A 1,690-nucleotide genomic window follows, 5' to 3' on the forward strand; every position below is an offset into this window, starting at 1 on the left:
CAACCCACCCCCCCCCCCGCCCGCCCCCCCCCGCCCCACCCGCGCCCCCCCCCGGCGCCCCCGGCGCGCCCACCCCCCCGCCCCCCCTCACCCGTTCCCGGAGCACCCCGCACCGACCCGCCACCCGACCGGCCGCACCCCTGGTCTTGCTCGGGCGAGCAAACGAGGCTACGGTTTTGCTCATGCGAGCAAAGAACAGCACGGGCGAGCAAAAGGCGGGGCGCCGGGCCAGGTCCTCCTTCACGGAGACCGGCCGCCGTGCCCAGATCGTCGCCGCAGCAATCGAGGTCATCGCCGAGGTCGGATACCACCGGGCCTCGTTCGCGAAGATCGCCGAGCGCGCCGGGCTCAGCAGCACGGGGATGATCTCCTACCACTTCGAGGGGCGGGACGACCTGATGCGCGAGGTCGTCGCCGAGGTGATGCGGCTCGCGGACGGGTACGTCCGCCCGCGCATCGAGGCCCACGCGAGTTACGCGGGCCGCCTGCGGGCATCCATCGAGGGCAATCTCGACCTCTGCGCCGAGTACCCGAACCACCTCGCGGCGATCGTCGAGATCCTCGCCAACCTCCGCGGCGGCGACCCCGGCATGGTCGCCTTCCTCGACACCACGGAGGCGGCCCTCGCCGTTCAGGTGGAGCAGATCCGCAGGGCGCAGCGCGCGGGCGAGTTCTGCGACTTCGACCCGTGGGTGATGGTGCGGGCGATCCGTGCCGCCATCGACGACGTGGTGCGCCGCGCCACCCACGATCCCGGGCTCGACGTGCGGGCCGCCGGCCGGGAGCTGGCGGACCTGTTCGACCGCGCCACCAGGACGACCTCATGACCACAGCGAACCGGGGGGTTCACACCATGGAAGCGAGCAGCACACCGCAGAACGCCACCGATGTGCCGGTGACGGACGGGGCGGGGACGGCCGGGGCGGGGACGGACGGGGGCGATGCACCGGCCGCCCGGCGGCGCACGAGGGCGCTCCGCCGGCGGCTCGCTGCGCAGCTCCTGTTCGAGCTGGTCATCCCGCTCGGCTCCTACTACGGGCTGCGGGCGGCCGGGGCCGGACAGTGGCTGTCGATGATCGCCGGCGGTCTGCTGCTGCTGCCGTGGATCGGCTACGGCATCGTGCGGCAGCGCCGGGTGGAGGCGATGGCGGTCTTCACGCTCAGCCTGGTGGTGGCCGGCACGCTGCTCTCGCTGATCACCGGCAGCCCGCGGGTGCTGATGGTCCGGGACAGCTGGGTGACCGCGGCGATCGGGTTCTGGGTGCTCGGCACGCTGCTCACCCGGCGTCCGTTCATCATGGCGGCGTCGCGCGGTGTCGTCATCGCCAAGGTGGGCGAGGCCGGACTGGTCGCGTGGGAGGGGCGGTGGGACGTGGAGCCGATGTTCCGTCACCATCTGCGGCTGATCACGGCGGTGTGGGGGTCGGTCTTCCTGCTGGATGCGGTGCTGCGGGTGGTGCTGGCGTACGCGATCCCGGTGGACGCCTTCCCGCTCACCAGTACGGTGCTCTGGCTGGCGCTGCTCGGCGGGCTGCTGACGTTCCACAACTGGTACATCACCCGGCACGGGCTGAAGCTCTAGGCGCAGTCGCGGGGGGGGGGGGGGGGTCGGCCGCCCCGCCCCCGCCGCCGCGATGAGGGGGGGAAAAATTTTGAAATAGGGCGTGAGTGGTAGAGATGGTGTGTGTGT

General features: G+C 72.4%; 2 protein-coding genes. Both read left to right on the plus strand.

From position 1 onward, the window contains the following. The first annotated feature begins 182 nt into the window (after positions 1–182). Positions 183–827 carry a TetR/AcrR family transcriptional regulator gene (locus tag ACFV0G_RS13850; protein WP_380546201.1) on the plus strand — a complete coding sequence of 215 codons (645 nt, stop codon included), beginning with the start codon at positions 183–185 and terminating at the stop codon, positions 825–827. Then, positions 824–1,582 carry a VC0807 family protein gene (locus tag ACFV0G_RS13855; protein ID WP_380546203.1) on the plus strand — a complete coding sequence of 253 codons (759 nt, stop codon included), beginning with the start codon at positions 824–826 and terminating at the stop codon, positions 1,580–1,582. The genes ACFV0G_RS13850 and ACFV0G_RS13855 overlap by 4 nt, the downstream gene beginning before the upstream one ends. Positions 1,583–1,690 lie beyond the last annotated feature (108 nt).

Origin of the sequence: Kitasatospora sp. NPDC059571 (assembly GCF_042735675.1) — a bacterium.
Taxonomy (GTDB): domain Bacteria; phylum Actinomycetota; class Actinomycetes; order Streptomycetales; family Streptomycetaceae; genus Kitasatospora.

Bases quoted from the DNA above. Each gene is read 5' to 3' on its own strand.
- ACFV0G_RS13850 (WP_380546201.1), top strand. From the start codon at position 183: ATGCGAGCAAAGAACAGCACGGGCGAGCAAAAGGCGGGGCGCCGGGCC.
- ACFV0G_RS13855 (WP_380546203.1), top strand. From the start codon at position 824: ATGACCACAGCGAACCGGGGGGTTCACACCATGGAAGCGAGCAGCACA.